5 protein-coding genes are annotated in these 6,556 nt (G+C 56.8%); all 5 read left to right on the plus strand.

All coding sequences use genetic code 11. The features are described 5' to 3' along the window. Nucleotides 1-25: 25 nt before the first annotated feature. Complete coding sequence (gene atpD / locus GPL81_RS06910) at nucleotides 26-1,402, plus strand: F0F1 ATP synthase subunit beta (RefSeq protein WP_008018365.1); 1,377 nt, start codon at nucleotides 26-28, stop codon at nucleotides 1,400-1,402. Nucleotides 1,403-1,447: 45 nt separating this feature from the next. Further along, nucleotides 1,448-1,873, plus strand: coding sequence for a F0F1 ATP synthase subunit epsilon (locus tag GPL81_RS06915; RefSeq protein ID WP_007985046.1), 426 nt, complete (start codon nucleotides 1,448-1,450; stop codon nucleotides 1,871-1,873). Nucleotides 1,874-1,986: 113 nt separating this feature from the next. Continuing rightward, the gene (gene glmU, locus GPL81_RS06920) at nucleotides 1,987-3,354 is read left to right on the plus strand and encodes a bifunctional UDP-N-acetylglucosamine diphosphorylase/glucosamine-1-phosphate N-acetyltransferase GlmU (RefSeq protein ID WP_160106068.1); all 1,368 of its coding nucleotides are present in this window, start codon (nucleotides 1,987-1,989) and stop codon (nucleotides 3,352-3,354) included. Nucleotides 3,355-3,567: 213 nt separating this feature from the next. Beyond that, nucleotides 3,568-4,347: a DeoR/GlpR family DNA-binding transcription regulator gene (locus GPL81_RS06925; protein ID WP_178122575.1), complete on the plus strand. Its 780-nt coding sequence runs from the start codon at nucleotides 3,568-3,570 to the stop codon at nucleotides 4,345-4,347. Between the two features lies 1 nt (nucleotide 4,348). Continuing rightward, nucleotides 4,349-6,181: a glutamine--fructose-6-phosphate transaminase (isomerizing) gene (glmS, locus tag GPL81_RS06930; protein ID WP_160106070.1), complete on the plus strand. Its 1,833-nt coding sequence runs from the start codon at nucleotides 4,349-4,351 to the stop codon at nucleotides 6,179-6,181. Nucleotides 6,182-6,556: the final 375 nt, after the last annotated feature.

Consider the following 6,556-nt stretch of genomic DNA (forward strand, 5'->3'; position numbering starts at 1 on the left):
GTTCAAATTTTCAGAGGATCCAGCTATGAGTAGCGGACGTATCGTTCAAATCATCGGCGCCGTTATCGACGTGGAATTTCCACGCGACAGCGTACCGAGCATCTACAACGCGCTGAAAGTACAAGGCGCGGACACTACCCTGGAAGTTCAGCAACAGCTGGGCGACGGCGTAGTTCGTACCATTGCGATGGGTTCCACCGAAGGCTTGAAGCGCGGTCTGGACGTTGTCGACTCTGGCGCTGCCATCTCCGTACCGGTCGGTAAAGCGACCCTGGGCCGGATCATGGACGTACTGGGCAACCCGATTGACGAAGCTGGCCCGATCGACACCGAAGAACGCTGGGGCATTCACCGTCCTGCGCCATCCTTCGCTGAACAAGCAGGCGGCAACGACCTGCTGGAAACCGGCATCAAGGTTATCGACCTGGTTTGCCCGTTTGCCAAGGGTGGTAAAGTCGGTCTGTTCGGTGGTGCCGGTGTAGGCAAAACCGTAAACATGATGGAACTGATCCGTAACATCGCCATCGAGCACAGCGGTTATTCCGTGTTCGCCGGTGTGGGTGAGCGTACTCGTGAGGGTAACGACTTCTACCACGAGATGAAGGACTCCAACGTTCTGGACAAAGTGGCACTGGTTTACGGTCAGATGAACGAGCCGCCGGGAAACCGTCTGCGTGTAGCCCTGACCGGCCTGACCATGGCCGAGAAGTTCCGTGACGAAGGTAACGACGTTCTGCTGTTCGTCGACAACATCTATCGTTACACCCTGGCCGGTACCGAAGTATCCGCACTGCTGGGCCGTATGCCTTCCGCAGTAGGTTACCAACCGACCCTGGCTGAAGAGATGGGCGTGCTGCAAGAGCGCATCACTTCGACCAAACAAGGTTCGATTACTTCGATCCAGGCCGTATACGTACCAGCGGACGACTTGACTGACCCGTCGCCAGCGACCACGTTTGCTCACTTGGACGCCACTGTCGTTCTGTCCCGTGACATCGCTTCCCTGGGTATCTACCCAGCGGTAGACCCACTGGACTCGACTTCGCGTCAGCTGGATCCGAACGTGATCGGCAACGACCACTACGAAACCGCTCGCGGTGTTCAGTACGTGCTGCAGCGCTACAAAGAACTGAAGGACATCATTGCGATCCTGGGTATGGACGAGCTGTCGGAAGCCGACAAGCAGTTGGTAAACCGTGCTCGTAAGATCCAGCGTTTCTTGTCGCAGCCGTTCTTCGTGGCTGAAGTCTTCACCGGTGCATCGGGTAAATACGTTTCCCTGAAAGACACCATTGCTGGCTTCAAAGGCATCCTCAACGGTGACTATGACCACCTGCCAGAACAAGCGTTCTACATGGTCGGCGGCATCGAAGAAGCGATCGAGAAAGCCAAGAAACTGTAATCCCGGCGCCCGGCAACGGGCGCTCATTTAGGTTGAGGCAATCAGATGGCTATGACAGTCCATTGCGATATCGTCAGCGCGGAAGGAGAAATCTTTTCCGGTCTGGTCGAGATGGTGATTGCGCACGGTGCACTGGGTGATCTTGGTATCGCCCTGGGTCACGCGCCGCTGATCACTAATCTGAAGCCAGGTCCGATCCGCCTGGTCAAGCAGGGCGGGGAAGAGGAGGTGTATTACATCTCCGGTGGATTCCTCGAGGTTCAGCCGAACATGGTCAAGGTTCTTGCCGACACCGTGCAACGTGCTGCCGACCTGGACGAAGCCGCAGCTTTGGAAGCCGTTAAGGCTGCCGAAAAAGCCTTGCATGAGCGAGGCGCGGAATTCGATTACGGTTCTGCTGCCGCACGTCTGGCCGAGGCCGCAGCTCAGCTGCGCACCGTCCAGCAGATCCGCAAGAAGTTCGGCCATTAAGGCGCGCTTATTGTGCGATTGATTAAAAAGGGTAGCCTCGGCTACCCTTTTTTCTTTTCCGACGTTAATCACTTTGGTCGCAGCCGCTGACCCCCCAGGATTGGTAGCCAGTCATGTCTCTTGAAATCGTTATTCTCGCTGCCGGTCAGGGCACGCGCATGCGTTCGGCCTTGCCGAAAGTCCTGCATCCGATTGCCGGCAACTCGATGCTTGGCCATGTTATCCACAGCGCCCGACAACTTGATCCACAGCGCATCCATGTGGTGATTGGCCATGGTGCCGACGTGGTACGTGAACGTCTGGCCGCTGACGATCTGAATTTCGTGCTTCAGGACAAACAGTTGGGCACCGGTCATGCCGTGGCCCAAGCGGTTCCTTTTATCGAAGCTGATACCGTGCTGGTTCTTTACGGTGATGTGCCGTTGATTGAAGTCGAAACCCTGCAACGTTTGCTCAAACTGGTAGCGCCAGGGCAGATGGGATTGCTGACCGTCGAGTTGGACGATGCGACCGGTTACGGCCGAATCGTTCGCGGCGCTGACGGTAAGGTCGCTGCCATCGTCGAGCACAAGGACGCCAACGAAGTTCAACGTGCTATCAAAGAAGGCAATACCGGTATCCTGGCGGTGCCTTCGGATCGCTTGGCTGATTGGACCGGTCGCCTGTCGAACAACAACGTTCAGGGCGAGTACTACCTGACTGACGTAATCGAAATGGCAGTCAACGACGGTCTGGTGGTGGCCACGGAACAACCCCACGATGCCGTGGAAGTGCAGGGCGCCAATGACCGCATGCAGCTTTCCGAACTTGAGCGCCATTATCAGTTGCGCGCCGGTCGCCGTTTGATGACCCAAGGTGTGACCTTGCGCGATCCCGCACGTTTCGACGTACGCGGCGAAGTGACTGTTGGTCGTGACGTGCTGATCGATATCAACGTGATCCTCGAAGGCAAGGTTGTCATCGAAGATGACGTGGTGATTGGCCCGAACTGCGTGATCAAGGACAGCACCCTGCGTAAAGGTGTGGTGATCAAGGCGAACAGCCATATCGAAGGTGCAATTCTGGGTGAAGGCAGCGACGCCGGTCCGTTTGCGCGTCTGCGTCCAGGCACGGTGCTGGAAGCGCGGGCGCATGTGGGTAACTTTGTCGAGCTCAAGAATGCGCACATGGGCGAAGGCGCCAAGGCTGGCCATCTGAGCTATCTGGGCGATGCCGAAATTGGCGCGCGTACTAACATCGGCGCCGGGACCATCACTTGCAACTACGACGGTGTGAATAAGTGGAAAACCGTGCTGGGTGAAGATGTGTTCATCGGTTCCAACAACTCGTTGGTGGCACCGGTGGATATCTCTGACGGTGCTACCACTGCAGCGGGTTCGACCATTACCCAGAATGTGGATAAAGCACAGTTGGCCGTGGGTCGTGCCCGGCAGAAGAACATCGATGGCTGGAAGCGGCCGGAGAAGGTCAAGAAGGGCTGAGTTATCCACATTTCGATGATCGACTGAAGTTATTCACAGGCTGATCTCAAGTATTCGCGGGCAAGCCTCGCTCCTACAGAACAAAATTGCCTGTAGGAGCGAGGCTTGCCCGCGAAGCTTTTATCCACAGGCCTTTTTATCGCCCGGTGCTTGACGAAGTTTCACTGATAGGTTTTGATTGCTTACGTTATCTTTCGAATCGAAACTTACCAAATCATGTCGAAGCGCAACACACCTCAACGCCGCCACAACATCCTGGCCCTGCTCAACGAGCAAGGCGAAGTCAGTGTGGACGAACTGGCCAAGCACTTCGAAACCTCAGAAGTTACGATTCGCAAGGATCTGGCGGCACTCGAAAGCAACGGTCTACTGCTGCGTCGTTACGGCGGTGCGATCACCATGCCTCAGGAATTGGTGGCGGACCTCGGTCAGCCGGTATCCAAATACAAGCAAGCCATTGCCCGCGCTGCGGTAACGCGGATTCGCGAGCACGCGCGCATCATCATCGACAGCGGCAGTACAACAGCGGCGATGATTCCCGAGCTTGGTCAACAACCGGGTCTGGTGGTGATGACCAATTCCCTGAACGTTGCCAATGCCTTGAACGAGCTCGAGCACGAACCGGTGTTGCTGATGACCGGCGGCACCTGGGACCCTCACTCTGAGTCCTTTCAGGGGCAGGTGGCCGAGCAGGTATTGCGCTCTTACGATTTCGACCAGTTGTTCATCGGCGCCGATGGTATCGACCTGGTTCGCGGTACCACTACCTTTAATGAGTTGCTCGGATTGAGCCGAGTCATGGCCGAAGTCGCCCGTGAAGTGGTGGTGATGGTCGAGGCCGACAAGATCGGTCGCAAGATTCCCAACCTGGAACTGCCTTGGAGCAGCGTCCATACCCTAATTACCGATGATCGCCTGCCACTTGAGGCACGGGATCAGATTCAGGCCCGCGGCATCAATTTGATATGCGCGGCAGTCAATCAGGAGAAATAGCATGTGTGGAATTGTCGGAGCAGTCGCAGAACGTAATATCACCGCCATCCTGGTCGAAGGCCTCAAACGTCTCGAATACCGCGGATATGACAGCGCCGGTGTGGCGGTCTACACCAACGACCAAAAACTCGAACGCTTGCGTCGTCCGGGCAAAGTCAGCGAGTTGGAGCTGGCCTTGGCAGAAGATTCGCTGATCGGTCGCCTGGGTATCGCCCATACCCGTTGGGCCACTCACGGTGCCCCGTGCGAACGCAATGCACACCCGCATTTCTCCGGTGATCTGGCGGTGGTGCACAACGGCATTATCGAAAACCACGACGCACTGCGCGAGCAACTCACAGCGCTGGGTTACGTCTTCACTTCGGATACCGATACCGAAGTCATCGCTCACCTGCTGAATCACAAGCTCAAGGATCTGCATGATCTAACCGCAGCCCTCAAGGCTACAGTGAAGGAACTGCACGGTGCCTACGGCCTGGCGGTGATCAGCGGCCAACAACCAGACCGTCTGGTAGCGGCTCGCAGCGGTAGCCCGCTGGTCATTGGTCTGGGCCTTGGCGAGAATTTCCTGGCCTCCGATCAATTGGCCTTGCGCCAGGTCACCGACCGCTTCATGTACCTGGAAGAAGGCGATATAGCGGAAATTCGTCGCGACAGTGTGCATATCTGGGACGTTAATGGTCAGGCTGTCGAGCGTGAATCCGTGCAATACCGCGATGGCACCGAAGCGGCGGAGAAGGGCGAGTACCGCCATTTCATGCTCAAGGAAATCCACGAACAACCGTCCGTGGTGCAACGCACCCTGGAAGGCCGCCTGAGCCAGAACCAGGTGTTGGTGCAAGCCTTCGGTCCACAGGCTGCCGAGCTGTTTGCCAAAGTGCGCAACGTGCAGATCGTTGCTTGCGGCACCAGCTATCACGCCGGCATGGTCGCCCGTTACTGGCTCGAAGAACTGGCTGGTATCCCGTGCCAGGTCGAAGTCGCCAGCGAGTTCCGCTACCGCAAGGTGGTCGTGCAGCCTGACACGTTGTTCGTCACCATCTCCCAGTCCGGCGAAACCGCCGACACCCTGGCCGCCCTGCGTAACGCCAAGGAATTGGGTTTCCTGGCCAGTCTGGCGATCTGTAACGTCGGTATTAGCTCGCTGGTGCGTGAATCTGATCTGACGCTGCTGACCCAGGCCGGTCGCGAAATCGGCGTGGCTTCGACCAAAGCGTTCACCACCCAGCTGGTCGGCCTGCTATTGCTGACCCTGTCCCTGGGCCAGGTTCGCGGTACGTTGGCAAAAGGCGTTGAAGCCACGCTGGTGGAAGAACTGCGTCGCCTGCCAACCCGCCTGGGCGAGGCGCTGGCGATGGACAGCACGGTGGAAAAGATCGCCGAGCTGTTCGCCGAGAAGAACCACACGCTGTTCCTCGGCCGTGGCGCGCAATTCCCGGTGGCGATGGAAGGAGCACTCAAGCTCAAGGAAATCTCCTACATCCATGCCGAAGCCTACCCCGCCGGCGAACTGAAACATGGTCCATTGGCGCTTGTGGATAACGATATGCCCGTGGTGACCGTGGCGCCAAACAACGAGCTGCTGGAGAAGCTGAAGTCCAACCTGCAGGAAGTCCGCGCCCGAGGTGGCGAGTTGATCGTCTTTGCCGACGTGAAGGCGGGCATGACCAATGGGGAAGGCACGCACGTGGTACAGATGCCGCACATCCACAACACCCTGTCGCCAATCCTCTACACCATCCCGCTGCAGTTGCTGTCGTACTATGTGGCCGTGCTCAAAGGTACGGACGTCGACCAGCCGCGCAACCTGGCGAAATCGGTGACTGTGGAATAAGTTATCCACGAATGACCGGGTTGTGTGTTTCAACGAATAAAAGCTGTCGAAGGGTAGGAGAGGCCTCATTCCGTTGCAATTTGCAGGTGCTTCAATTACGACGTGATCTGAGTTCTCTGCTACCCCGATGCCCTGTACGGACGTTGTGACAACCTCGTGCCTAGATAACGAAAAGAATTTTAGGCGGGGGGTTGACCACGTATTTTAATGCTGTACTATTTGCCTCCCGCTAACGAGCAGCTTGATGCTGACGCCGGCTTAAGTAACTGATTTTGTTAGAAAATTAGTTGCTTTTAAGGGTGCTGTTTAAGGTGTGTTGCTATATACTGCGCCACCTCGGTTGAGACGAAAGATCTTAACCAACCGCTCTTTAAC

The sequence above is a fragment of the Pseudomonas izuensis genome (assembly GCF_009861505.1).
Classification (GTDB): domain Bacteria; phylum Pseudomonadota; class Gammaproteobacteria; order Pseudomonadales; family Pseudomonadaceae; genus Aquipseudomonas; species Aquipseudomonas izuensis.

Coding starts and splice junctions, on each gene's coding strand:
- atpD (WP_008018365.1), top strand. CDS start 26: ATGAGTAGCGGACGTATCGTTCAAATCATCGGCGCCGTTATCGACGTG.
- GPL81_RS06915 (WP_007985046.1), top strand. CDS start 1,448: ATGGCTATGACAGTCCATTGCGATATCGTCAGCGCGGAAGGAGAAATC.
- glmU (WP_160106068.1), top strand. CDS start 1,987: ATGTCTCTTGAAATCGTTATTCTCGCTGCCGGTCAGGGCACGCGCATG.
- glmS (WP_160106070.1), top strand. CDS start 4,349: ATGTGTGGAATTGTCGGAGCAGTCGCAGAACGTAATATCACCGCCATC.